18 protein-coding genes and 1 pseudogene are annotated in these 26361 nt (G+C 45.4%); 7 read left to right on the forward strand and 12 right to left on the reverse strand.

Annotated elements, in window-relative coordinates; all coding sequences use genetic code 11:
• Nucleotides 1-74: 74 nt before the first annotated feature.
• Both KO533_RS11600 and KO533_RS11605 read left to right on the forward strand, forming a co-directional pair.
• Nucleotides 75-1568, forward strand: a complete 1494-nt coding sequence (locus KO533_RS11600) for a Na+/H+ antiporter NhaC family protein (RefSeq protein ID WP_173496157.1) — start codon at nt 75-77, stop codon at nt 1566-1568.
• 81 nt (nt 1569-1649) lie between these two features.
• Nucleotides 1650-2003, forward strand: a complete 354-nt coding sequence (locus KO533_RS11605; protein WP_219254231.1) for a RidA family protein — start codon at nt 1650-1652, stop codon at nt 2001-2003.
• Nucleotides 2004-2165: 162 nt separating this feature from the next.
• Here KO533_RS11605 and KO533_RS11610 read toward each other — a convergent pair whose 3' ends face one another.
• Together KO533_RS11610 and KO533_RS11615 are read right to left on the reverse strand one after the other, a co-directional pair.
• On the reverse strand, nt 2166-2507 hold the full coding sequence (locus KO533_RS11610) for a hypothetical protein (RefSeq protein WP_219254233.1): 342 nt from the start codon (nt 2505-2507) through the stop codon (nt 2166-2168).
• A gap of 1 nt (nt 2508) precedes the next feature.
• Complete coding sequence (locus tag KO533_RS11615) at nt 2509-2784, reverse strand: Rho-binding antiterminator (protein ID WP_219254234.1); 276 nt, start codon at nt 2782-2784, stop codon at nt 2509-2511.
• 229 nt (nt 2785-3013) lie between these two features.
• Between KO533_RS11615 and KO533_RS11620 the strand changes: the two genes are divergently transcribed.
• Complete coding sequence (locus KO533_RS11620) at nt 3014-4105, forward strand: branched-chain amino acid aminotransferase (RefSeq protein ID WP_131524942.1); 1092 nt, start codon at nt 3014-3016, stop codon at nt 4103-4105.
• Nucleotides 4106-4177: 72 nt separating this feature from the next.
• Here the strand turns inward: KO533_RS11620 and KO533_RS11625 are convergent, their stop codons facing one another.
• The 6 genes from KO533_RS11625 to KO533_RS11650 form a co-directional block, all read right to left on the reverse strand.
• Nucleotides 4178-8704: an EAL domain-containing protein gene (locus KO533_RS11625; RefSeq protein ID WP_219254310.1), complete on the reverse strand. Its 4527-nt coding sequence runs from the start codon at nt 8702-8704 to the stop codon at nt 4178-4180.
• Between the two features lie 370 nt (nt 8705-9074).
• Complete coding sequence (gene prpF, locus KO533_RS11630; RefSeq protein WP_219254236.1) at nt 9075-10280, reverse strand: 2-methylaconitate cis-trans isomerase PrpF; 1206 nt, start codon at nt 10278-10280, stop codon at nt 9075-9077.
• Nucleotides 10281-10447: 167 nt separating this feature from the next.
• Nucleotides 10448-13051 carry a Fe/S-dependent 2-methylisocitrate dehydratase AcnD gene (acnD, locus tag KO533_RS11635; RefSeq protein WP_219254238.1) on the reverse strand — a complete coding sequence of 868 codons (2604 nt, stop codon included), beginning with the start codon at nt 13049-13051 and terminating at the stop codon, nt 10448-10450.
• 80 nt (nt 13052-13131) lie between these two features.
• The gene (gene prpC, locus KO533_RS11640; RefSeq protein ID WP_014611487.1) at nt 13132-14259 is read right to left on the reverse strand and encodes a 2-methylcitrate synthase; all 1128 of its coding nucleotides are present in this window, start codon (nt 14257-14259) and stop codon (nt 13132-13134) included.
• Between the two features lie 167 nt (nt 14260-14426).
• Nucleotides 14427-15305, reverse strand: coding sequence for a methylisocitrate lyase (gene prpB, locus KO533_RS11645; protein ID WP_006084450.1), 879 nt, complete (start codon nt 15303-15305; stop codon nt 14427-14429).
• 52 nt (nt 15306-15357) lie between these two features.
• A complete protein-coding gene (locus KO533_RS11650; protein ID WP_006084449.1) occupies nt 15358-16125 on the reverse strand; it encodes a GntR family transcriptional regulator in 768 nt (255 codons plus the stop codon).
• Between the two features lie 300 nt (nt 16126-16425).
• Between KO533_RS11650 and KO533_RS11655 the strand changes: the two genes are divergently transcribed.
• A complete protein-coding gene (locus KO533_RS11655) occupies nt 16426-16920 on the forward strand; it encodes a DUF523 domain-containing protein (RefSeq protein WP_251073422.1) in 495 nt (164 codons plus the stop codon).
• A gap of 7 nt (nt 16921-16927) precedes the next feature.
• Here the strand turns inward: KO533_RS11655 and KO533_RS11660 are convergent, their stop codons facing one another.
• The 3 genes and pseudogenes from KO533_RS11660 to KO533_RS11670 form a co-directional block, all read right to left on the reverse strand.
• Nucleotides 16928-17872: an acyltransferase gene (locus KO533_RS11660; protein WP_219254240.1), complete on the reverse strand. Its 945-nt coding sequence runs from the start codon at nt 17870-17872 to the stop codon at nt 16928-16930.
• A 13-nt stretch (nt 17873-17885) separates the two neighbouring features.
• Nucleotides 17886-18782: an acyltransferase gene (locus tag KO533_RS11665; RefSeq protein WP_105250476.1), complete on the reverse strand. Its 897-nt coding sequence runs from the start codon at nt 18780-18782 to the stop codon at nt 17886-17888.
• 112 nt (nt 18783-18894) lie between these two features.
• Nucleotides 18895-20226: pseudogene (locus tag KO533_RS11670) on the reverse strand (YifB family Mg chelatase-like AAA ATPase); the annotation flags it as partial.
• A 37-nt stretch (nt 20227-20263) separates the two neighbouring features.
• Here KO533_RS11670 and KO533_RS11675 point away from each other — a divergent pair.
• Both KO533_RS11675 and KO533_RS11680 read left to right on the forward strand, forming a co-directional pair.
• Nucleotides 20264-21781, forward strand: coding sequence for a recombinase family protein (locus KO533_RS11675; RefSeq protein ID WP_219254242.1), 1518 nt, complete (start codon nt 20264-20266; stop codon nt 21779-21781).
• A 102-nt stretch (nt 21782-21883) separates the two neighbouring features.
• A complete protein-coding gene (locus KO533_RS11680) occupies nt 21884-22294 on the forward strand; it encodes a Rap1a/Tai family immunity protein (RefSeq protein ID WP_219254244.1) in 411 nt (136 codons plus the stop codon).
• On the opposite strand, the gene KO533_RS11685 is transcribed toward KO533_RS11680, so the two are convergent.
• A complete protein-coding gene (locus tag KO533_RS11685; RefSeq protein ID WP_251073423.1) occupies nt 22286-22885 on the reverse strand; it encodes a recombinase family protein in 600 nt (199 codons plus the stop codon). The two genes, KO533_RS11680 and KO533_RS11685, sit on opposite strands and share 9 nt — an antisense overlap.
• A gap of 1402 nt (nt 22886-24287) precedes the next feature.
• Here KO533_RS11685 and KO533_RS11690 point away from each other — a divergent pair.
• On the forward strand, nt 24288-25802 hold the full coding sequence (locus KO533_RS11690; RefSeq protein ID WP_346014701.1) for a DEAD/DEAH box helicase: 1515 nt from the start codon (nt 24288-24290) through the stop codon (nt 25800-25802).
• The last annotated feature ends 559 nt before the right edge of the window (nt 25803-26361 follow it).

Below are 26361 nucleotides of genomic sequence, written 5' to 3' on the forward strand. Positions count from 1 at the left end.
TTCTAAATTAAGTTTTTTTGCATTTGTTATTAACTCGTTAGTATTCTTGGTTTTATTTTTTATCGGAATGGTCCATGTCGCCTAGTCTGCTCGCCATACTCCCGTTACTGTTGACCTTAACCTTAGCCCTGTTTTTACGCCGCACGCTGGTGGCGTTAGGCGTTGGTATCGTCTCTGGCGCCCTATTGATCGCCCAATTTGACCCGCTGCAAACGGGGTTGTATTTGCTTGATATCGGTGTAAAACAATTTTATGCCCAAGGTGCTTGGCAAGCGTGGCATCTCAATGTGCTGTTCGCCATGTTACTGCTCGGTAGCATGACGCAATTGTTAGCACGTGGCGGTGCCGTGGGTCAGTTTGGCGATTGGCTGTATAGCCGTATTCGTACTGAGCGTCAGGCGCGTCTTGGGGTCGTATTTCTTGGTTGGTTAGTGTTTATCGATGGGATTTTCAGTTGTCTTGCTGTCGGCCATGTGTGTCAGCCGCTCAGCCAGCGTTATGGTATTCGCCATGAGCAGCTCGCCTATTTAGTTGATTCCAATGCTTCGCCTTTATGCGCGCTATTGCCTTTCTCCAGTTGGGGCCCTTATGTGATGGCGCTTATCGCGGGGATCAGCTTTTTGCCCGTGTCGCCGTTGGAAGCCTTTATTGAGGTGGCCTTATTTAACTTTTACGCCATAGTGACCTTAGGCTTGTCTGTGCTCGTCGCTTGGTATGGCGTAGGTTTTCACTCTTTTGTTGCTGCTACTGCTGTGGAATCTTCCAATACGGTCGAGGTTAAGGGAAATCCTTGGCTGCTCGCAATCCCTATGCTGACTCTGCTGTCTGCTTCAGTGGGATTAACTTTGTGGTCGGGGGCTCAGCAGGTCTCTTCTTGGGATGTGTCACTTTGGCTTGCTAAGGCTGATATTGGCGCTTCTATGCGCGATGCTTGTTTGTTGGCAACCTTAGTCACTCTTGCCATGTTAGGCTTGTCTGGGCGACGTTTAACGGCATTAGTGGGGGATTTGAGCCACGGAGTTCGCATGATCGCCTTCGCCATTGCGATTTTACTCTGCACTTGGATGATTGGCGCTGTGATCCAAGATCTTGGCGTCGCTAAATTATTGGCAGCTTGGGCTAAGGCTTATCTTTCCCCGCACCTGCTGGTAGCGGGAATGTTTTTACTCTGTGCGATAATGGCTTTTGCGACGGGTTCAAGCTGGGGAACATTTGCAATTATGATCCCTATTGGCGCAGAGATTGCCCATAACTTGGATCCTCATTTGTTGTTACCTGTACTGAGCGCTGTGATGGCGGGGTCGGTATTTGGCGACCACTGCTCGCCCATTTCAGATACCAGCGTGCTCAGTGCGACCAGCTCAGGTTGCGCTCCCCATGACCATGTGGTGACTCAGTTGCCCTTTGCTTTGATCGCGGCATGTGCAGCCTTAGTCGGATTTCAATTAGTCAATTTAGCCGTGGCGACACCGTTAGTGTGGCTGGCCGTGGTGAGCTGTAGCCTAGGATTATTTGCCTTGATGGCACGTTTTTATTCACCTTTGCCCAGATTCGTGGCGCAGACATAAAGCCAGTTTATCGCTAAAATGGCCGATTCGGTTCTTGCTGAGCCATTTATTTAAGTGCATCTGATTTAAGAGATTATCAATATGAGTATTACCCGTTTAGATGTAGGTACCCGCATGAGCAGTATAGTGATCCACCAAGGTACTGTGTATCTGTGTGGTCAAGTGGCGAAGGACAAGTATCAAGGTATCACCGAGCAAACTGTCACTATGCTTGAGGAGGTCGATACCTTGTTAGCGCAGGCGGGAAGTTCGCGTGAGTATTTACTGTCAGCGACTATTTATCTGAAAGATATGGGTGATTATGATGCAATGAATGCGGTATGGGATGCTTGGGTGCCTAAAGGCCATGCGCCAGCCCGCGCGTGTGTGCAAGCCGCTATTGCCGAGCCAGAATATTTGGTTGAAGTTTCTGTGATTGCGGCGGTTGCGGTTTAAGCGCTAAGCTATTTTTCGTCCAGTTAAGAAGCCTGTTTCGATCCCTATTTCGAATCCTGTCACCGAGTGTCATGACTCGGTGAAGCTTTTCCGCAATACACCTCGCTAACTAAGCCTGTATTGTTCAGCAGGTCCACTCTCTTCTAACAAAACCCTTTAGCTTTAACCTAATAAGTATTCCATTAAATGTGCAGGGACAAGCGGCGGATGATCCCCATATTGTTCTGAGAGTGCGGTGGCGATAGTCTCAATATCTTGTTGGGCTAGGCCTTGTTCGATAATGGCAAACGCCCAAGGAGCCTCGGTTTTGAGTTTGAGGAAATAAGGCGTTTCGACAAATTGTGCGAGTGAGTAAGCGAAGCCTCCTAAACCATGCCCCCAACCTTCGCTGACCTGAAAGGGTCTATCCAGATGCGCCATATCAAATTCAATGAGATGGGGGTATTGGCCGTTATGCCCACCGATCCAGTGACCGATATCAACCGATAAAATCATAGTTGCCATGTTATATCCTTTGCTTGGCCGCAATGAGTACTCGACCAAATTCAGCATTAGGCTCGAGGGGGGTGATGGCGGCGATATGGTCGAGTCTAAGGGATTGTTTAGTTTGTTGCAGTTGGATGATAAGCCACTCAGTTTTGTCGGCTCTTGTCTGCGTGGTGATGGCTTTACCTTGGCACTGGGTGCCATCAATAAGCTCAATGTTGAGTTGATAACCACGCAGGCAGGCGAGTTCGAGATAGTCGTAGTGGGCGCAGGGGATCATTTTATAATCTGACATAGGATCATCTCATTGGAAGTTCGACCCTATTGTGGCAAAAATACTTGCCATTGGCATTATGTGTGACCCAATGCGGATTGTTTTATCCTGTCTCTGAGGCCGTGTGAAAAGTTGAACCAAGCGTGTTAGCGAGTTTTTTATTTGCTTAGACCTTTAGATATGCGCGCCCCTCTTGACTTTATTCCTGTCGCTCCCTAGTCTGCTTGTTCAGTAATCAAGGTGGTATGCGATGGAAATAACCTACAATTTAAAACCTGCGTCCGAGCGCCGTACTGAGCAATTCAAGCCCGAGGGGAATGTGGGCTTTGGTAGCCTCAGAACCGATCATATGTTTTTGATGGATTATCATGATGGACAATGGTGCGATCCGCGCATCGTTCCTTATGGACCATTTGAAATGGCACCGGGTGCAATGGCGTTGCATTATGGCCAGTCGATCTTCGAAGGCGCTAAAGCCTTTATGCATGAAGACGGCGAGATTTATACTTTCCGTATTAATAAGAATGCCGAGCGGATGAATCGCTCCGCCGATATCGTCTGTATTCCCAATATCGATGAACAAATGCAGATGGATGCGATCAATGCGTTGATCGATGTCGATCGCCTCTGGTTCCCGATGCAAGAAGGCGCGTGTCTGTATATTCGTCCTTTTATTTTTGCGACCGAAGACCGCCTCTCTGTGAGCCCAAGTTCGCGTTATACCTTCTGTGTGGTGTTAAGCCCAAGTGGCGCTTATTACGCGGCTGGCGTGAACAAAGGCATACGCTTGCTGATCAGCAAAACTTTCCATCGTGCAGTATCGGGTGGCACTGGCGCCTCAAAAGCCGCGGGTAACTATGCGGCTTCGTTGCGTGCGGGTAAAGCGGCGGCAGCCTTTGGTGCATCGCAAGTGTTATATCTCGATTCAACCAATCAACAGATTGAAGAAGCGGGCGCGATGAATCATTTCCACATTCTGAAAGATGGCACTGTGATTATTCCAACCTTCACAGATACTATTTTGAAGTCGATCACCTCGCAATCCATTATGGAATTGGGAGAGATGCTCGGTTGTGAAGTGCGCCAAGAGACTGTCATGCTTGATAAATTTATCGCTGATATTGAATCAGGTGAAATTATCGAGGCGGGTGGTTTTGGGACGGCGGCCGTGGTTTCTGCTGTGGGCTCATACATTTTTGAAGATGGCCATGTTGTCACTGTCGGTAATGGTGAAGTGGGCGAGCATGTTCAGCGCATCTATAAACTGTATACCGAAATCCAAAAGGGCCATATTAAAGGTCCTGAAGGCTGGGTTAAGCGTGTTGAACGTTTAGCAAAGTAAGGAATTTGTGGTGATGTTTAAAGGCTCCTAGGAGCCTTTTTTATTGGCTTTTTTTGTCGATAATGCCTTAAATCAAAGTGGCTGTGGCTTAGATTGATTTTTGAGTAAGGTTAAACAATCTTCGGCATTTAAGGGTTTACTCAGTAAAAAACCTTGTACTTGATCGCAGCCTTGCATCGCCAAGAAGTTGAGCTGTTCTTGGGTCTCTACGCCTTCGGCGACGACATTCAGTTCTAAGCTGTGAGCGAGGGCAATAATGGCGCTGGTGATGGCGGCATCGTCGGGATCGTTGGTGATGTCTCTGACAAATTCTCGATCGATTTTGAGTGTGTCTATCGGGAAGCGTTTGAGATAGCTTAGGCTCGAATAACCCGTACCAAAATCATCCACGGCTATGGTCAATCCTAGGGCCTTGAGTTTTGACAAAATACTGACCGACTCTTGCGGATTGCCCATGATCATCGACTCTGTCAGTTCAAGCTCAAGGGATTGTGCTGGTAGACCAGAAACTGCCAAGGCCACTTCTATGGTTGAGATAATATCGGCTTTAAGTTGGCGCGCCGATAGGTTAACGGCAATAGTGATCCCGTTAAATCCTAGGCTATTCCATTCGGCTAATTGCTGGCAGGCGTGGTTGATCACCCAATGGCCAATTTGAGTGATGATACCCGTTTCTTCCGCGAGTGGAATAAATTCCACAGGTGAAATAGGACCAAGTTCAGTGTGATACCAACGTAAAAGTGCTTCCAGTCCTGTGAGTGAACCATTTCGTAAACAGAATTTAGGTTGATAAACCAAGCTTAGTTCTTTGTGTTGGATAGCTTCCTTTAAACCGCTTTCGAGTTGTACATGACGGGTGGCGATTTCATTTAACTTAGAGGTATAAAACTGAAAGTTATTTCGACCTGATGATTTTGCGTGGTACATGGCGGTATCGGCAAATTTAATCAGTGAGTCGGCATTGTCCGCATCGTTAGGGTATAAGCTGATACCAATTGAGGTCGAAATGGTCAGCGTTTTATCGTCCAATAAAAAGGGCGTTTGGAATGCTCTGAGCACTTTTTCTGAGATCAGGGTTGCGGCTTTTGTTTTCGCAACACCTTCTAAAATAATAGTAAATTCATCGCCACCTAAGCGTGCGACAGTATCGCCATCACGCACCGCATTTTGCAGTCGTCTTGCCACGGCTTTCAGTAACAAATCCCCGACATGATGACCCATAGAGTCGTTGATATGTTTAAAGCGGTCGAGGTCTAAGAACAGCAAGGCAACGATATTATTCGCTCTGTGCGCTTGAGTAATCGCGTGATTGAGCCTGTCTTGAAATAAGGTTCGGTTCGGTAAGCCAGTTAATGTGTCGAAGCTGGCGAGGAAACGCAGATCTTCTTCGGCTTTTTTCCGCTCTGTGATGTCAGTAAATACTGCAACGAAGTGACTGGTTTCACCTTTGATATCGATCACTTGGTTGATTTCAAGCCAGACTAAAATGGCCTGACGTTGTTTATTGCGGATCCACAGTTCTCCGACCCAATGTTTGTGACGCAGTAGCTGTTGTTCAATCGTATTGAACAATTCCCTCTGTTGGCGACTAAAGGCTAAGTGAATGAAATGCCTGTCGGTTATTTGGCGTTCTGTGTACCCTGTAATGGCACAAAATGCTGGGTTGACCGAACGAATTCGATAGTTTAATCCTCCCACTACAACGGCTTCGTTCATACTGTTGAGCACTTGTGATGACAGTACCAACTCGTTTTCAATCAGTTTGCGCGAGGTAATGTTACGGTTGGTCCCTGTCATGCGGATTGGATTATCTAGGCTATCTTTTTCCACCACTTTACCGCGGTCTAAAATCCATACCCAATTACCGGGGGAACGTTCGACTCGGTACTCTGCTTCGAAGAAAGGCGAACGACCTTGAAGGTGTTCGTTAAGCTCAAATTTGAATCTTTCTCTATCCTCTGAGTGCATGCTCTCATGGGCTATATTGCTGCTATTCCAATGGGGGACTGAAGAATCCATATTGGTACGATAGACGCGATTTTCTGGTATGTTCCAGTCCCACATGCCATCGCCAGAGGCCCAAAGTGCAAGTTTGAGTCGCTCCTCTGAGGCGCGGATACTGGTTTCAAATTCGCGCTGTTGCTGGCGTTTTCTTTTACGCCAGATAATGATCCAAGCCAACAGCCATAGAGAGAGCAAGCTATAGAGGGCGTAGGCGAACTGAGTTCGATAGAAGGGCGCTTTTACATGAAGATCGACAGAAAGGGCGTAGTCACCTTGAGTGTTGTATTGCAGCCCATGGCGAACATGCAGTTGGTAGTGACCAGGATTAATATTAGTGAAGGTGATTTCATTACCTGTGGGGAGCTCATGCCACTCGTTATCAAATCCCTCAAGAAAATAGCTGAAGCGGTTTTTACCCGTATAGCTGAAATCCAATGAGGTCACCTCAAAACTGATCAGCTGATCGCTATAGTCCATTACTATGCTAGGTGGATGACTTAAATCGAGAATAGTGTGCCCTTTACCCGCAATACTATAGCCAGTGAGTGCGACTTTAACATCGGGTCGTTGATCTGGAATTGACTTTGGATTGAAACGATTTATGCCATTAATGCCACCAAACCAGAGATCGCCATCGCTGTCTTCAAGTTTTACGCCACCGTTAAACTCCAGTGCTTGTAGCCCTTCTTGTTCGTTAAATATGATGACACGATTGGTTTTAGGATTGAGCTTTCCTATCCCCGCATTACTACTAAACCAAATGTTGTGTTCTTGATCTTCGAGTAAGGCATAGATGGTATCACTTGGTAATCCCTGATTGCGGGTATAGTGGCTAAAACCTGCATCAGTCTCTTGGGACGGTAACTTGCTGATCCCACCATGGGTGGCAAACCATACCTCGCCCGACTTTGTGACTAAAATATCGCGGACACGGTTGTTGATCAGGCTGTTTTTGTTAGAGGATTGATGGAAATAGGATTTACCTGTGCCTGTTTTCATATCCAGCTTAAGCAGGCCATCGAGAGTACCTATCCATAGCGTGTCTTTGTGTGTTCTGAGGATTAAAAACTGGTTTTGTGCTGGATAGAAATTATCAATATGTGCCAATGAGATAAAAGTAAATTCATCGGTATCTATCGCCTTACGGTAGAGGGCATTGGTTGTTGCCACCCAGAGGTGACCTTGCTCATCAATATCTAAACTACGGATATAATTGGTTTCTGAGCCTTGATCAGTGCGTTCTGTCACCTTGAGTAACTGGAATTGGCCATCTAGCGCCAGTCGACCTAACCCATAGTTAGTGGCAAACCAAAGCACGCCATTTTTGTCTTGGTCTATATCTCGCAGGATAAGATTCAAGTTGCGTTGATGCATCCCTAAGGCGTTAGCAAAGAGTTCCGTGTAGTGTTCATATTTTCCATTGGCCAACATGCGTTTAAGCCCAGCACCTTCGGTGCCTATCCATAGCGCATTATCTTGGCTGCGGAACAAGGTGCGAATGTTGTTACTTTGTTGCGACAGGTTAGGAGTGGATTCGTAAATATGCTGAAAATACTGACGACGGGTATTAATTTTATCTAGACCAGAATAACTGGCACCTAACCATAAATTGCCAAAGGGATCTTGCAGTAAGCTCAGTATGTTATTTTCACTGATGCTGTTGGTGCGCTTAGGATCATACCTGTGGTAGGTCGCAGTAAATGCCTTATCGCTTCTCTCGAGTTGAATGAGACCGGCTTCTGGCCCAACAACCCAAAAGTCACCCTGCTCAGTTTGGATAAAATCTTTAATGTAAGGCACATTATCGTCTGTCTGCCAGAGGATTTCGCCCTGTTGTGAGGCCAAGTTGTAATGCCATAATTGCTCTCCCAGAGCTAAAGTTATCGCATTAGCGGAATGTGCCCTAATTTGATGTGCAGTGAGATTCTGCGGGACATTTAAGCGAGTGATAGTATTGGCACTGACAGCAAAGGTGCCGCTATCTTGTGTTCCTGCCAGAAGGTAAGTGTCTTCAACATTGGCTAAGCTGGTGATGTGGGGTTGAACACTATTACCTAAGTTTACTTGGGTAATGCGTTTGGTTTTGGTCGATAGGGAAAATAGTCCTGCTTTAGTACCAATCCAGAGTGTATTGCCTACAACGCTGAGTTTGGTTGTGCGTGGATCGGTAAGCCCTTGTTCTTGGCCAAAGTGTTCAAAGGTCCCTGTGCTCAAATCGAGTCGATTTACCCCTTGGCTGAAAGTTGAAACCCAGATATTACCTTCTGAGTCTTGAATAATGTCAGAGACATAGCTCTCAGAAATACTCCTCGGATCATTGGGTGAATGGGGGAAAATATTGAAGCTGTGACCGTTATAAGCATGCAAACCATCTTGAGTGCCAATCCATAACATACCTGCATTATCCATAAACAGGCTAGTAATCGTATTTTGGGTAAGGCCATCTTCACTGCGAATATGTTCAAATTTGAGCTGTGTAGAAGCCGCGCTCAATGGTTGAGCTAATCCATTGCACGAGATCCCCCACAAACTTAGGATAAAAAGCGTACTTAACATTAGCTTGTGGATTAGTTGACTCAAATTTTCCCCTACCAAAAACGGACCCATCCTGATTAGGTTTCTATTTAGTTTAGTTCTTAGCCTAGACCTTACATGCCATTTTGCTGTAAAAATGCGACTTAAATTGCTGACTTGGTTTAAAAATAACCAAAATCGATGGGCGCGATTCTGTAATAGATCATGCAATATATTAACTGTACCGTTTCACTGCCAATATTCTTTTTATGACGAGTTTGTATTCTGGCGTTTTTGCTAAAGGATCTTAGCATTGTTTCAGGTATGTCAACATATCATGCTAAGACAAATACGGGCGAAGCAGATTAAAATGATGGGCGAGAATAGAAAAAAGACCTTGCCGGAAGGGGGAGAAGCAAGGTCTTTGGTTGAACTGTTTACTTAGATAAAATTACGCAGCGGGCACCCGCACAAAACCTTCCATCAGTACGCGAGCGCTGCGGCTCATAATGGCTTTAACGACTGTCCATTCACCATTCACTAAGTTTGCCTCGGCGCCAACGCGCAAGGTGCCAGAGGGATGACCGAAACGTACCGCATCTATTTTGTCCTTAGTGTCTCCGCCTGCGGCTAAGTTGACTAAAGTGCCGGGAATTGCCGCCGCCGTACCAATCGCAACGGCAGCCGTGCCCATCATAGCGTGGTGCAGTTTGCCCATAGACAAGGCGCGTACCAGTAGGTCAATTTCATCTGCATTGACGGTTTTACCGCTCGATGACACATAGGCTTTAGGCTTAGCGACAAAGGCGATCTTAGGCGTGTGTTGGCGTGCAACTGCTTCATCAATATGCGAAATCAAGCCCATACGCACGGCGCCATAGGCGCGAATGGTTTCAAATTTGGCAAGGGCGGCATTGTCACTATTAATATCATCTTGTAGCTCTGTGCCCGTGTAGCCTAAGTCTTCTGCGTTGATAAAAATGGTGGGAATGCCCGCGTTGATCATAGTAGCGTTAAAGCTGCCAATGCCCGGCACTTCTAGCACATCGACAACATTACCCGTAGGGAACATGTTGCCCCCTTCACCGTCTTCATCGGCGGCGGGGTTCATAAACTCGATTTGCACTTCGGCGGCGGGAAAGGTCACACCATCGAGCTCAAAATCACCGGTTTCTTGTACTTCACCTTGGGTGATTGGCACATGGGCGATAATCGTTTTGCCTATATTGGCTTGCCAAATTCGGACTGTGCAGACGCCATTGTGTGGAATGCGCGCCGTATCAATTAGGCCATTACTGATGGCAAAGGCACCGACGGCGGCAGTTAAGTTGCCACAGTTACCGCTCCAATCGACAAAGGGTTTATCGATGGCCACTTGGCCGAAGAGGTAATCGACATCGTGATCGGTTTGGGTGCTAGGGGAGAGGATTACAGTTTTGCTGGTGCTCGAGGTTGCTCCGCCCATGCCATCGATTTGTTTACCGTAAGCGTCTGGGCTGCCTATCACTCGCAGTAACAAGGCATCACGGGCGGCACCTGCAACTTGTGCGGCCTTAGGTAAATCCTGCAGACGGAAAAACACGCCCTTGCTGGTGCCGCCGCGCATATAAGTCGCGGCGACTTTGATTTGTGGCGCGTGGGTTGTTGAAGCATTCATTCATTAACTCCAAAAGAACTCCCAATGGAGTCCAAATGAGCGCCAGTAACTTAATGGTGAAGTCGCTGGCGCTCGGTTTTGCTAGCTGATATTTAAGCGTCGTCTCTAACCAGACACGGGCGTCGATTCAAATCTCGACTCAAGCCTGATTTGATTCGAGATTCGATTTAAGCCTGATTTGATTCAAGAAAGTCCTGCGCGAAGCGTTGCAATACGCCGCCCGCCTCGTAGATAGACACTTCTTCGGCGGTATCGAGGCGACAGGTCACTGGCACTTCGATGCGCTCACCGTTTTTACGGGTGATAACGACAGTTAAGTCCGCTCTTGGCGCTGGCGTGCCGAGGACATCGAACACTTCTGTGCCGTCTATACCGTAGGTTGCACGGTTTTCGCCCGCCTTAAATTCCAGCGGCAACACGCCCATACCGACTAAGTTAGTGCGGTGAATACGCTCGAAACCTTCGGCAACTATGGCCTCTACACCCGCTAAACGCACGCCTTTGGCTGCCCAGTCGCGGGACGAACCTTGGCCGTAATCTGCGCCCGCTATGATGATCAGCGGCTGCTTACGTTCCATATAGGTTTCAATCGCTTCCCACATACGGGTCACTTGACCTTCTGGCTCGATACGCGTCAGTGAACCTTGTTGCACTTTACCGTCAACGATTGCCATCTCGTTTTTAAGTTTAGGGTTGGCAAAGGTCGCACGTTGGGCGGTTAAGTGATCGCCCCTGTGGGTGGCGTAGGAGTTAAAGTCTTCCTCCGGCAAGCCCATTTTGTGCAGATATTCGCCCGCGGCGCTGTCCATCATAATGGCGTTAGAGGGCGATAAATGGTCGGTGGTGATGTTGTCACCCAGTACCGCCAGTGGTCGCATACCCTTGAGTGCGCGCTCTCCGGCCAATGCGCCTTCCCAGTAAGGTGGGCGACGAATATATGTAGATTGCGGACGCCAATCGTACAGCGGGCTGATTTTTTCGCCATAATCGACGGCTAAATCGAACATGGGCTCGTACACTTTACGGAACTGCTCAGGTTTAACACTGGTCGCAATCACGGCATCGATTTCTTCATCCGATGGCCAAATGTCGAGAAGTTTGACGGGGTTGCCGTCTTTATCTAGTCCCAGCACATCCTTTTCGATATCGAAACGTATGGTGCCTGCAATCGCGTAGGCGACGACCAATGGCGGCGATGCTAAGAAAGCTTGTTTAGCATAGGGATGAATACGGCCATCGAAGTTACGGTTACCCGATAACACAGCGGTGGCGTACAAGTCGCGGTCGATCACTTCTTTTTGAATCACAGGATCCAGCGCGCCGCTCATACCGTTACACGTCGTACAGGCAAACCCAACAATGCCAAAGCCGAGTTGTTCAAGTTCAGGTAATAGCTTGGCTTCTTCCAAATACAACTGCACCGCTTTTGAGCCGGGTGCGAGTGAGGTTTTGACCCAAGGTTTGCGGCTTAAGCCTTTAGCGTTGGCGTTGCGGGCAATGAGACCTGCGGCAATCACGTTGCGTGGGTTACTGGTGTTAGTGCAGCTGGTAATCGCTGCAATAATCACAGCGCCATCGGGCATTAAGCCGGGCTCGTTTTCGACTACGCCACTAATACCACGTGCCGCGAGTTCTGATGTTGGCACCCGCGCATGTGGGTTTGATGGCCCTGCAATGGTGCGCACCACCGAAGATAAATCAAAATGCAGTACGCGTGGATAGTGCACTTCGGTCAAGCTGTCGGCCCACAAACCTGCGGTTTTGGCATAGGTTTCAACCAGTTTAACTTGCTCGGCTTCGCGGCCAGTTAAGGTCAAATAATCTAAGGTTTGCTGGTCGATGTAGAACATGGCCGCAGTGGCGCCAAATTCAGGTGTCATGTTCGAAATCGTGGCGCGATCGCCTAATGTCAGTGCCGCTGCGCCTTCACCGAAGAACTCTAAGTAAGAGGAGACGACTTTTTGTGCGCGTAGAAACTCGGTCAAGGCTAATACGATATCGGTAGCTGTAATGCCGGGCTGTGGTCTGCCCGTGAGCTCAACACCGATAATGTCCGGTAGACGCATATAGGATGCGCGGCCCAGCATCACGCTTTCGGCTTCTAAGCCGCCGACACCTATGGCGATAACGCCGAGCGCATCAACGTGCGGTGTGTGGCTGTCGGTGCCAACTAAGGTATCTGGGAAGGCCACGCCATTGCGTGAATGCACCACAGGGGACATACGCTCTAAGTTAATTTGATGCATGATGCCGTTACCCTGAGGGATAACATCAATGTTTTTAAAGGCTTTTTGCGTCCAATCAATAAAGTGGAATCTGTCTTCGTTGCGTCTGTCTTCGATGGCGCGGTTTTTGGCGAAGGCGTCTTTATCAAAACCACCAAATTCGACAGCGAGTGAGTGATCCACAATTAATTGTGTTGGTACAACAGGGTTCACTTTGGCCGGATCGCCACCCTTAGCGGCAATAGCGTCACGCAGACCTGCAAGGTCAACTAAGGCGGTTTGCCCCAAAATGTCGTGGCACACCACGCGGGCAGGAAACCAAGGAAAATCCAGTTCTTGCTTAGATTCGATAATCTGTTTTAGCGAGTCGGTCAAAACGGCCGGATCGCAGCGTCGGACTAAGTTTTCAGCTAAAACGCGCGAGGTGTAAGGTAGCTTGGCATACGAGCCAGCTTGAATGGCTTCTACGGCTTCGCGGGTATCGAAGTAATCGAGTTGAGTGCCGGGTAAGGGCTTGCGATATTGGGTATTCATAGCAGTGCTCATAACATCATCCATTTCGGAAAATGAAGTTGGCGCAAGACTTACATTGAGTGAAATCTCGCGCCAAGTGTGGTCAATTTTGCTTAACGGTTGGCAATCGGTACCACTTTGCGCGGCGCAACGCCCACATAATCGGCACTCGGGCGGATGATGCGGTTGTTAGAGCGTTGCTCCATCACGTGCGCCGCCCAGCCTGTGACGCGTGAACACACGAAGATTGGCGTAAACAACTTAGTCGGAATATCCATGTAGTGGTAAGCGCTGGCGTGGAAGAAGTCAGCATTACAGAAGAGTTTTTTCTGTTCCCACATCAAGGCTTCACAGGCCACTGATACGCGGTATAGGCGGTCGTCACCGTTGGCAGCAGCCAGTTTTTCTGACCATTCTTTGATGATGGCGTTACGTGGATCGCTGTCGCGGTAAATCGCGTGACCGAAGCCCATGATCTTATCTTTACGCTCGAGTTTGCCCATTAAGATGTCGCGCGCATCGGCTTCATCTTTCATATCTTGAATGAGTTCCATCGCCGCTTCGTTCGCGCCGCCATGCAGCGGACCGCGCAGTGAACCAATCGCCCCAGTGACGCATGAATGCATATCTGACAGGGTGGAAGCACATACGCGAGCGGTAAAGGTTGATGCGTTAAATTCATGTTCTGCATAAAGAATTAACGATACGTCCATCACTTTAGCATGCAGTGCCGACGGTGCTTTGCCATGCAATAAGTGCAGGAAGTGTGCGCCAATTTGATCGTCATCGGTTTCAGTATCGATACGCACGCCATCGTGGCTAAAGCGATACCAGTAACAGATGATCGATGGGAATGCGGCGAGTAAACGGTCGGTGATTTCACTCTGTTCGCTAAAGCTGTGCTCGGCTTCTAAGTTGCCTAGCATAGAGCAGCCAGTACGCATCACATCCATAGGATGAGTGTCGGCTGGAATGCGCTCCAATACTTCTTTTAATGCTTGCGGCAGACCGCGAAGGCCTTTGAGTTTGGTTTTGTAGGCATCAAGTTGGGCTTGAGTGGGCAGCTCGCCGTAAAGAATAAGGTAGGCGACTTCTTCGAAGGTGGCATTTTCACCGAGATCTTTCACATCATAACCGCGGTACGTTAGGCCCGAGCCTGACACGCCCACTGTGCTCAATGCGGTTTCGCCTGCGCTCTGGCCACGTAATCCTGCACCGCTTAGTTTTTTAGCTTCTGACATAATCCTTCCCTTCCGTTAACTCTGTTTGGTTATTGCTGGCGGATTTCAGTGCTCGTTTCAGAGCACTTATTCGCCGACATTTATTGGTTAAGGCTGCACTTTTTATTTAATTTGTTTAACGCTAAATCTGTTTTAACGCCAAACCCTGTAGGGTTGCAGCTTTTCGGTTATTTATCTTGGCTGAACAGTTGATCTAACTTGTCTTCAAAGGCGTGGTAGCCCAAGTATTTATACAAGTCTTTACGGGTCTGCATAGTGTCTAGTACGTTGCGTTGATGACCATCATTCATCAGCGCTTGCATGACGTTCAGTGCGGCTTGGTTGGCTGCACGGAAAGTACCGAGTGGATAAAGCACCATGTCGGCACCCGCCTCGGCGAGTTCTTCTTTATTGAACAATTGGGTTTGACCAAATTCAGTCATGTTCGCCAAAATCGGTGCTTTTACCTGTGCTTTAAAATGGCGATATTGGTCTAGCTCAGTTAAAGCTTCTGCGAAGATCATGTCGGCACCGGCGGCGATATACGCTTGAGCACGTTCAATTCCCGCTTCTAAACCTTCCACGGCAACCGCATCCGTACGCGCCATGATCACAAAGTTAGGATCGGTACGGGCATCGACGGCCGCTTTAATGCGATCGACCATTTCTTCAATGCTCACGACCGCTTTGTTAGGTCTATGGCCGCAACGCTTTTGCGACACTTGGTCTTCCATGTGCACAGCAGCGACGCCGATTTTTTCGAATTCTTTGATGGTACGAGCAATGTTGAATGCGCCGCCCCAGCCAGTATCGATATCTACCAATAAAGGCACCTGCGTGGCAGAGGTGATGCGGCCTGCATCAATCAGCACGTCATTCATTGAGGTCATGCCCAAGTCAGGCAAACCGTAGGAAGCATTGGCAACGCCAGCGCCCGAAAGATACAAGGCTTGGAAGCCAGTTTGCTCTGCCATTAAGGCAAAATAGGCATTGGTGGTGCCAACGATTTGTAACGGTTTGGCCTTAGCAAGAGCTTGGCGAAAACGTAATCCTGCGCTTTGGGTCATGGTTTTATCCTTTTCCATTTTATGGGAAGTGGGCATATTGAGCCGTAAGAACTTAGCTAATGTTGGCTAAGGTTTCTTTTGCGGCTGCATTGGCTTGCAATTCAATTAAGCGTAATTCGGTATTTTTACGCCCCTGTTCGATATGGCGGCGCATCAGCAAACTGGCCAACTCACCATCGCGCTGGGCAATGGCTTCGACTATGCGTCTGTGTTCGGCAATCGCTTTCACGGGACGATTTTTATTAGTGCACTGGTAGCGATACATACGCAGCAAGTGATACAGCCCGCCGACTAAGGTTTCCTGCAGATGCTTGTTACCGCTGGCTTGAATAATTTGGTAGTGGAAGTCGACATCGCCTTCCTCTTGGAAGTAAGTATCGCCCTTGGCGAGCGCCGCTTCTTGAGTTGCGAGCAGATCTTCTAGCTTGGCTAATTGTTCTGGGGTAATACGGCTGGCGGCGAGTTCGCAGGCCATGCCTTCAAGTACGCTACGTAGTTGATATAAATCGTTAAGTTCACTCACTGTTAGCTGGGCGACGCGGGCACCAACATGGGGCGCACGCACCACTAAACGTTGTCTTTCTAAGGTTTGCAGTGCTTCGCGGGTAGGGCCGCGGCTGATGCCGTATTTTTCGGCCAGTGCTTGCTCGTTAATCTTGCTGCCTGCAGGCAGTTCGCCCTTGATAATGCTGGTTTGGATCTGCACCAAAATTTGATCGGCTAATGTGGTCGACGTCTTATCTGCCGAGGTCGATTTGACCTTGTGCAGGTGGGGAACTTGAGTGTCATCAGAAACGAACGTCGTGTCTTGCTTCAACATAGAGCGCATCACTATTAATAGGATTGTCGACAATGGGTAAAAAATAGCCCTCCCTTGGTGGATTGTCAACAATGTGTTTACTTAGACGTAAGTCTATATTTCAATGGCTTTCTATTTTTATAATTGATTTTTATCATTTTATTTTTATTATCTCGTTATTAATATTTTATGTTATGAATATTTAAATATTAAATTGTCAACAATAGCGTGATTTTAACCTTCCAACCTCGTTGCGGATGTTGATGGTTTTGGAGAAAATCGTCCAAATGCATTTGGCATGTTTATCCTTCGCGTTATGCTATGGGCGGAATGAGACATTTGGGGATGACAGTGGAAAAAGTGTTAGTGAGCAGTTGTTTACTCGGACAAGCGGTGCGCTACGACGGTGGCCATAACTTGATGGAGAGCGAGCTGGTGCAAACGTGGCTCGAGCAAGGGCGGATTGTGGCAATTTGTCCCGAATGTGCAGGCGGTTTGCCAACACCTAGACCGCCAGCGGAGCGGATTGGACAGCGCATCTTAACTGCCCAAGGTGAGGATGTGACCCACGCTTTTAGTCTGGGAGCCGATCTCGCGCTTAAGCTGGTGCAGCAACACGGGATTAAAGTGGCGATTTTAAAAGCCCGCAGTCCATCCTGTGGTAATAGGCAGATTTACGATGGTCAATTTGTAAAACAGTTAATTGCGGGACAAGGATTAACAGCTGAAAAACTCAGCGCCGCAGGAATAACCGTATTCAATGAATTGGAGTTATCCGCTGCAGCGGCATGCGTTGCTGAACTAGAGCAAAGCTAGAGACGAGCTAGCTTGCTTGAGTGTGATTGGGGCTGGTGGCCTTATTGTTCACACTTTGATGTGTTTGGAGTAAAGCATGAATTTGTTGATCTTTTTCCGCCCACACTTGGTTTAACCAGCGTTGGAATTCGACGCGGTACTCAGACTCAGAGAAATAACGCGCCGCATCGACCTGAGGCACGGGCAGGGCGTTAATTCGCACAATAATCTTACTGACCTTACCATTCATCACCCCAAACAGAATATCTTCAGGCGCATCTGGGTAGACGATTGTCATATCCAGCAGGTTAGTAAATTGTTCGCCCATGGCTGATAAGGTAAAGGCGATACCACCCGCTTTAGGACGTAACAAATGTTGATAAGGCGAGTTTTGGCGCTGATGTTTATCTTGGGTAAAACGGCTGCCTTCAACATAGTTAATGATTGACGTGGGCATATTGCTAAACTTGGCACAGGCGCGGCGTGTGGTCGCTAAATCTTTGCCCTTAAGCTTTGGATTCTTTTTAAGTTTTGCCGGGCTAGTCCTGTTCATGAAAGGCATATCCAGCGCCCAACAACCCAGTCCCATAATCGGCACATAGGCGAGTTCTTTTTTGAGGAAGAACTTCAGCATAGGGATGTGGTTACGTAACACGTAAGTTTGCGCGGCGATATCGAATCCACTGAGGTGGTTGCTGATCAGCAAATACCAGCTGTTTTTATCGAGTCCTTCGAGCCCTTTGACATCCCACTCAATTTTAGCGATCAAATACAAGATGCCACCGTTGCAGCAGGCCCAAGCCCACATAAAACGGTTCATGACCGTAGTCACCGCATTGCGCGCATTTTGTGCTGGCATCACAATTTTCACTAATCCGCCAATGCTGATAAGCGAGCCCCAAACGGCGGTATTAATGATCAGCAAGCTTAAGCTCAGCATAAACAACACTGAACCAGGCAGGAAATTCAACATAGTGGCGTTACCTTTATTCTTTATTCGCTTGGCTAGCGAGTTGGCTTAACACTTGATCCTTAGTGAGCCAGAGTTGATTCAGTTGTTCTTGGAAGCCAATTTTAAAATCGCGGTCATTCATATAATCGCCGCGCATTGCAGGATCAATATCGGAGACCTTGATGTGTACTTTAACGCTTGGCAACTTGCCTGTCAGGTAGTCCCAATAGCTCGGTACTGCGTCTGGGTAGTAAATGGAGACATCGACTAGTTTGTGGATCTGTTCACCCATGGCTGATAGCGCGAAGGCCATACCGCCCGCTTTAGGTTTTAGCAAATGTTGGAACTGTGAGTTTTGTTTTTGATGCTTAGCCTTGCTGAAGCGCGTGCCTTCGACAAAGTTCATCACACTCACAGGCTTAGCCTTAAACTTAGCACAGGCTTTACGTGTAATTTCAATGTCTTTGCCCTTTAACTTAGGATTCTTACGCAACTGCGCTGTGCTATAACGACGCATAAAAGGAAAATCGAGTGCCCACCAAGCTAGGCCTAATACAGGTACAAAAATCAGCTCTTGCTTGAGGAAAAACTTTAAGAAAGGGATTTTTCGGTTAAAAATCCGCTGCAGGATCAGGATATCGACCCAAGACTGGTGGTTGGCAATCACCATGTACCACTCTTTAGTGGAAAAGTCGGTGTCACCACTCAGTTCAATCTTAACGGGATGTAAGCAGCGTTCAATTACGCCATTAACACTGATCCAAGCGCTGGCACAAAAATCGAGTACATGGCTAGTCGCAGTCCTTAATGGACTGATAGGTATCAGTTTTATAAAACTGATTAACACGATTGGGATAGTCCAAAAGACGGTATTTATAACGTAACCTAAAAATGCAATACAGCCTTTTATCTGTGAAAACAGCATTCCCATCCGAGCCCCCTGACAAAAATTGGAGGCCTATGTTACTCGGTGTAGGCGTTTGGCTCAATCTTAGGCACAGCTGGTCGGTGCATTTGTTCATCTTCACTGTAAAGCGGCTGACTCAATATTGCTGGGATAGTCGTGCCAGCAACCTATCCATAGCACGATAACCCAGTGCTTGGGCAAGATGGCGGCGTTCGGTGTTAGGTGCTTGTTCAAGATCGGCGATAGTGCGGGCGACTCTTTGTATACGATGAAAACTGCGAACCGAAAGGCCAAGCTTCACCACGCTTTGCTCTAAAAACACTAAATCAGCATCACTGAGTCCGCTGAAGCGTTTCAATTGTTTCCCTGTAAGTTCGCTATTGAGCACACCAGCACGGGCGAGTTGTAGCTCACGTGCTAGCTTCACTCGTTTGGCGATATCTTGGCTGGTTTCTGTCTGCGGCGCGGCTTGAGTCAAAGTGCCCGCGGGAAGTTTGGGCACTTCTATGGTCAAGTCGAAACGATCGAGAAACGGACCTGAAAGCCGCGAAAGGTAACGTTGGATTTGTTCAGGGCTGGATCTATGATGGCTATCCAAGTCGCCACTAGGGCTAGGATTCATCGCTGCGATTAATTGGAATCGACTCAAAAATGTCAGCTTAGCGGCGGCGCGGGAAATCACCACTTCGCCGGTTTCCATCGGTTCGCGCAGGCAATCTAAGACTTTACGCGGAAATTCAGCCACTTCATCCAAGAATAATACACCGCGATGGGCGAGGGAGATCTCCCCAGGTTTTGGGATACTGCCACCGCCAACGAGGGAAATCGAAGAACTCGTGTGGTGCGGCGCCCTAAATGGTCGCTGTAAAAAATGCTGCGGTTTAATGTCGAGCCCAGCAACGGAATGAATTGCCGCCACTTCTAACGCTTCCTCATAATTGAGCGCGGGCAATAGCGCCATCATGCGGCTGGCAAGCATGGTCTTGCCAGTACCTGGCGGGCCTAGCATCAAGAGGTTGTGGTTACCCGCAGCGGCAATTTCGAGAGCTTGCTTGGCTTGATATTGGCCAATCACATCGCTCAGGCAAGTATGAGACTCGGGTGTCTCTTGGCTTACCCATTCTAACTGTGGCGCCAGTGTTGGTAGTTGGTTTTGCCCTTGTAAATACGCGGCTAGACTTTGCAGATGCGAACCAAATAACACATTGGGATAGCCGACTAGCTCTGCATCGTGGCGGTTATCTAGCGGTAAGACCAAGGTATGGTCTTGGCGCTTCGCCGCGATAATCGCGGGCAATAACCCTTGGCAGTAACGTATGTGCCCTGACAGTGCCAGCTCGCCGACAAACTCGATATTTTTTAAACTGTTAATGGGAATCTGTTCCGAAGCGGCCAATATGCCCACGGCGATGGGTAAGTCGTAGCGGCCACCTTGTTTAGGTAAATCAGCTGGCGCGAGATTGACGGTGGTATACTGTAGTTAGTTTACAACTCAGGCTTTTGCAATGACAGCTTATTCATATATCAGATTTAGTACCAAAGACCAGATCAACGGTGACTCACTAAATCGACAGCTAATAGCGGCTCGGGAGTGGTGTACTAAGCATCAAATCGAGTTATCAGACAAGGGATTCCGCGACCTAGGCATATCTGGTTACTCAGGTAAAGAACGTCCCGATTTAAGCGCGATGTTGATTGCTATTGAAAACGGTAGCATCAAAGAAGGTGATTATATCATCTTAGAAAACCTTGATAGATTGTCACGGCAAGGTATCGACAAGACACAAGAAATCATACGCCAGATTTTACGCAAGGGCGTTAATATTGAAAGTCTGCAAGACGGTATATCACTCAATAAAGATAGTTTAAACGATTTGCTATCGGTTATCAGAATAGCGATTTCCGCTGATTTAGCTCATAAAGAAAGTGTTAAGAAATCTGAGCGAGTACAAGCCGCTAAGAACAGACAAAAAGAAGATGCACTCAAGGGATTGGTCATTAAAAAACGATTACCTTATTGGCTAAAAAATGACGGTGATAAGTACGTTTTTAATGAAAATGTTGGTGCCATACAGACCATGATAGAAATGCGTAAACAAGGGTATGGCTATAAAAGTATATCTATGGCGCTGAATAAATCTGAGTTTGCTCCACGAGGTGGTAAGCAATGGAGCGGAACGACCATAGCCGATATTTTAAGACACCCTGCGCTATATGGTACTTATGAATTTGGGACTACAAACGACAACGGCAAGTTTATAGCGCAAAATAGTGTTGATAATTACTACCCTGCATTATGTACATACAGTGAGTACAAATCATTCCAATCCAACTTTACAAAATCCGCTGGTGGCATTACCAAACATAATCATTTGTATCGTTTGGTAAGGTGCCAATGTGGATCGGCTATGAGTAAGAAAGTAGGTAAGCGGTCTGTAGGTGGGACAATCAAACACTATAACCAATGGATTTGCGTTAGTAGTTTATCTGGTGGTTGTGACCAAAAATCTGCAATGCTTGATTTAGATAAATTGGTGTTTAAAGCCACCAATCATTTGAGTATTGATGAAATAAAGGTTGGTGATAGTGACAAAATTATTCTACAGATTGCCACAAAGGAAACTCGGGTAAATGAGTTGTCAGCGATACTAGGTATGGCTGATTTTACAGGCGCAGTTGTTGAGATTGCGAGCGCTATTAGTAAGATTAAAAGTGAGATATCGGATCTAAAATCTCAATTGGTTATGGCCGTTACTACAAAAGAAGATATCCAAAAACTTGTGACATTGGTCGACAACCCCGAGCAATTTAACATGCAACTGCGTAGGTTGGTTAAGCACATTATTGTATACCCTAAAGCCAAAAACGTTTGGAAAGTTAAAATAGTCCAACATAACGGACATCTAATAAACGTCACCACATCTAGGAAATCTCAGCGTAACCCTTGGATATACTTTTTTGGTAAGACCGAGCAAATACTGGCATTGGCAAAAGAGAGTGAATTTGACGATTTTGACGACTAATCAACGTTCAATAAAAAAGTACGTTGATCAACGTACTTGTGTTATTAGGGATTGTCAAATAGAGTTGGGCAGGGCAATCATAATGTTTATAAGGGGATGTTTTTGAATAACAAATCGTTGATAGCTTCGCTCGCTTTGGTGTTGTCGGTCTTTTCACCATCATCAAAAGCAATCTCAACAGGGGAAGAACTTTATACGAAATGCAAATCTGTATTCATTCCCAAATCGGAACTGACCGAACCAATGCAGATAGTTGGTCTTTCTAGGTGTATTGGTTATGTAAGTGGGTACGCTGATGCTAGTGTGATTTACGAGCATTTACTCAATGGTAATACTGCTACTAATATCAATTACCACCCTTTTGCATGTGGGCTAGAAAAAGTCGATAAAGTTGAATTAGTTAAGGATGTTGTCAGATACATGGATCAGAAACCAAGCACTATAGAAAAACACCCGTCACTAATTATGATGACAGTATTAGGAGTTAATTATCCGTGTGTTAAGTCAAATTAGTTCTTGTTTTAACTCACGACTAACTTGCTGGACTAGATACGGTGAGCACCCTATAACTTGTTGAATGCTTGAATAGGTATCACCAGCTAGCAACAGTTTTTTGATTGCCTCACGCTTGGTATTGTCTTTACTACGCCCTTTATACTTTCCCTGTTCCTTTGCTTTCTCGATCCCTTGCTGTGCGCGATTGCGTCTAGTTTCGTAATCGTCCCTTGCTTGGTTAGCAGCAAGGTCTAGTATGAAGGCCGTAAGGATCTTAGCTGTAAAACTATCATTATCTGATTCGGTAAAAGCACTGTGAGTCATAGGCTGATCCATAACAACAACCACTAACCCTGAATCTCGTAATTTTGATTTTAGAGATTCCCATTGCTGATATGGTAGTCTGGTAAGCCTATCCAATTTTTCAACAAACAAGATATCGCCCGATTCACTATCGTTTATCAATCTAGTTAACTCAGGTCTTTCTAATTTAGTACCTGATATGTTTTCAACATACCAACCCGCAGCCCGATGTCCTTTTGAATTTAGAAAATCCTTTATTGATTGCCTAGCACGTTCGGCGTCTTGTGAGTCGGTACTAGCTCGCATGTAAACTCGGATCATAAAAACCTCAGCACTATGTTTTAAGTACTATGAATATTAAGCTATGATTTAAGTGGTGTAAATAAGTTTTCATAGTGAAATTCATAGTATAACGAGGCATACCCGATCACTATGCTTAGGGTATAGTCTATTCATATTGAAATTTTGGATAAAAAAAAGCCAACTGTTAATTCAGTTGGCTTTTTTTGCTTAATGCCCTCTTATCGGCATATGTATTTAGAGTATAGATTTTATGCTTGCTCGTGATTTGTTGAAAAAGGACTCGATCGAGTTAATTATGTACGGGTTGCTGGTTGGCTTAGGATTAGATATACGGTGATTGAGCGCAGCGATATTACGAGCATAGCGAGTATAAAATAGATGGTTAATTAGTGAGCGTAGAAATAAAGGTATTATAAATATTATAAGAGATCTATTTCTACGCTGATTTAAGTTAAGTTATTGATTAGACTCGTTACACTCGTCATTGCTTCGCAATCTATGATTTTAAGCAATAGTTTGATCAACACACCAAAAACACGGTTTTAGACCACTGCTAAATACATGTATGGGAGAGATAATTACCATTGCCAATCCCTTTGCTTGATGTTGAGTCCTCCGCTTAATATCGACGCCTTGCACTAAACTAAACAGACCACATAACGATAATGGACATATTATCAAAATTCCTTAAAAGCGATTCCCTTGGCAACAGGGGTTATCGTTATGTGGTTTAGGCGATATTGTGATATTAGTTTAATGGACTCAATATCAAAATTCCTGATGTATGATGCCCTTGGCAACAGGGGATATCATAATATAGCCTGTTAGTTTAGACCGCGCTTTAACCGTGTTATAATAGATTTACAAACAAACAGCATAATGATAGTCAGTTTTGAATTGCTTACTTATCATTTTTTTGGGTTGCCTTTATAGTCGCTTACGAGTGACTATTATTATGGTGTTTGTGTTTGTGTTTGTGTTTGTTGTTTGGGACTCGTTATCAATGTCTGATCCACTTGGTAACGAGATTCTTTTAAAATAAAATAGATTATATTAATTTATCATTAGTGGAACCGTACTATTACTTCTTATAACTGTGGAGAAGAAATAGTTTGGTAATCCGATTTGCTGAGACGATTATCGACTCTAATGATAAATTAATATGATTTTAACAAGGCCATGACTGCATATAACCCTCAAATTATTGCAATAGTCATGGCCTTATTAAAATGCACAAGTAAAAGCCGAGCTATTGAATACGATATTTACTAAATACATATATAAGAAAGAAATCCTTTCTACATTAACTTAAACCGACAGCAAATCAGTTTAATGAACACAGTTTTGTACAAATATCTTTATTACCAATATCTTTATTAGTCCATTTCATAATTCATTTACTCGTTTGACGTCTCTTACAAAAAAGAGAAATAAAATGAACAACAAACAACTTTTTATCCACGAACATAACGCTGGATCAGGCAAATCACATTCAATGATCAATCTAATGAATAGACTGATTGAAGTAGAACAAGCTGATTTAGACGTTCTAATCGCAGTACCAACCAAAAAACTACAAAATCAATATCTAGCACAGTTACCAAATGCATTAGTATTAAATGAAGATACATGCGGTGGGTCTGTTACTCAGTACATTATCGACAACCAAACTAAAATAAAAAATACTCGTATCGTTATCATTACTCATGCGTGTTTACTATCAAACGGTAATATGTTTGGTGAAAGGTGCTTAGTTATAGATGAGTTACCTAGTGGATTGATCCAACTAAATCATTTAAAAACAACTAAATTCGATTCAGTTTTATTTGAGGATGTTATTAATCGCCCTAACGCAAAATTACAATTGATTATCGATCAACATTGCGACCAAAAAAGTGAAGAGTTTTCAGTAGGTAAAATTAATTTACTTAAATGTAAAGTAAATAACGATTATTTTGCATATAAAAAAGACGAGCCATTAGGTGGTTTTGATTATTTTCATTACTTATTCCATACTAGCCCAACAATGTTTGATAATTTCGAGCATATCCACTTAATGAGTGCAAACGCAATGGGTTCTGTTGCTGTTGGGTACTTCACTAAATTATGTGGTTATGAACTAGCTAATATCCATCCAAGCCGCCTTAATATCCGTGGCAATGCTATGGAGCAAAAGGTAACTATTATACCTTTAATTAAATTTGAGAACCGTGATTTTATTAGTAATGAATCAATGATGGAAAACTTTGATAAGATGCTTGATGTTGTTAAAGCAAACTCAGAAAAAGGTATCATCATTGCAGTAAACAACGACAATAAAAAAATAATCGAAGCAGTTGATCATTTTGAGTTGATTAGTGCAAAGTCACACGGTATTAATGAGTATAGCGATCGTACACAAGCAGCGATTATATACTCTAGCAACCCAAATCCACATGATATTAAGTTTATGAATCTGTGTAGTGAGTTATTAGGGTTTGATCAAGATTTTTTAGTTGATGCGTTTGTGTTTGAGAATATGCTGGACGTGGCTTACCAGACTATGACAAGAACCGCAATACGGAATCCAAATTATACAGGTGAATTAAAGTTTTTTGTATCTGATATGCGTTGTGCTAAGTTTTTAGCAACCAAATTTCCAAATGCAACAATTGATGAAAGTTTAGCGATAAATGTAGAGGTTGATACTGGTGGTGCACCTGTTGGTAATACAAACAATAAAGGTAAAACTGGTAGCGGTTGTCCAGTAGTTGCCGCATTGGTCAAAGCTGGTGCAACAAACAACAAAGCCGCACGTTTAATAGCTAATTTTACGAATGTAAATGGTAAACCAAACGAGTTAGAGCCAAAACACATGGTTTTATTATTATCAGCGTTAAAATACAAACGTCTTCCTAAATATTTTAGTTTTAAAGTTTAAGAAAAAAGGGATATCATTAATTTGGTATCCCTTTTTGTTATTAATAATCTTATGGTAAAAACGGATTCATAACAATACCAAACCAAATAATAGTAATTATCGTCGGTTCCCGACGCAGTAATAACCCCTTACGGTAAAAGTTAAGATCTAATAAAGGTTTTTGTTTATTACAAGTTGACTTTTCCCATAAGAGAATTAATTAAATCAATTGATGCGAAGCATCGTGGCGAAGCCACCTATCAATAGGATGATTACAGATTGCTATTGATTGGGACGCTGCGCGTCTTGCTCGCTGCGCTCGCCAATTTGTTGATCCAATACTATTACTTAAAATCAGAGGATGGAGCGCAGCGACATCGTGGCGTTAGCCACTAAATCATTGCTATTGATAGTCGGGAACTGTGCTGAATCCGTTTTTACCATAACCAGTACCCCGCATACCATTTAACACCACAGTACCCCGCATACTTGCTTTAAACCAGACAATCCACCAGCACTCGTACCTGTTAAACAATGATTCGCCAACACCCCTAAATACCTTATATAAACAAAAGGAATT

The sequence above is a fragment of the Shewanella sp. NKUCC05_KAH genome (assembly GCF_019345585.1).
Lineage (GTDB): Bacteria > Pseudomonadota > Gammaproteobacteria > Enterobacterales > Shewanellaceae > Shewanella > Shewanella oncorhynchi.